A 240-nucleotide genomic window follows, 5' to 3' on the forward strand; every position below is an offset into this window, starting at 1 on the left:
GGACGCTGATGCTGACGCCGATGCGGATGCGGATGCGGATGCCGATGCCGATGCGGATGCCGATGCCGATGCCGATGCCGACGCCGATGCGGATGCCGACGCGGATGCGGATGCCGAGCGGATGCCGACGCCGATGCGGACGCGGACGCCGATGCCGATGCCGATGCCGACGCCGATGCGGACGCGGATGCCGATGCGGATGCGGATGCCGATGCCGATGCCGATGCCGACGCCGATGCC

At 70.4% G+C, this 240-nt stretch carries 1 protein-coding gene; it reads left to right on the top strand.

What is annotated here, in order from left to right; all coding sequences use genetic code 11:
- Nucleotides 1–240: hypothetical protein (locus IBT46_RS27835; RefSeq protein WP_200548141.1), on the top strand; the 240-nt coding region annotated here is incomplete at both ends.

It is taken from the genome of Erwinia sp. S38, assembly GCF_016624545.1.
GTDB classification, from domain to species: Bacteria; Pseudomonadota; Gammaproteobacteria; order Enterobacterales; family Enterobacteriaceae; genus Erwinia; species Erwinia coffeiphila.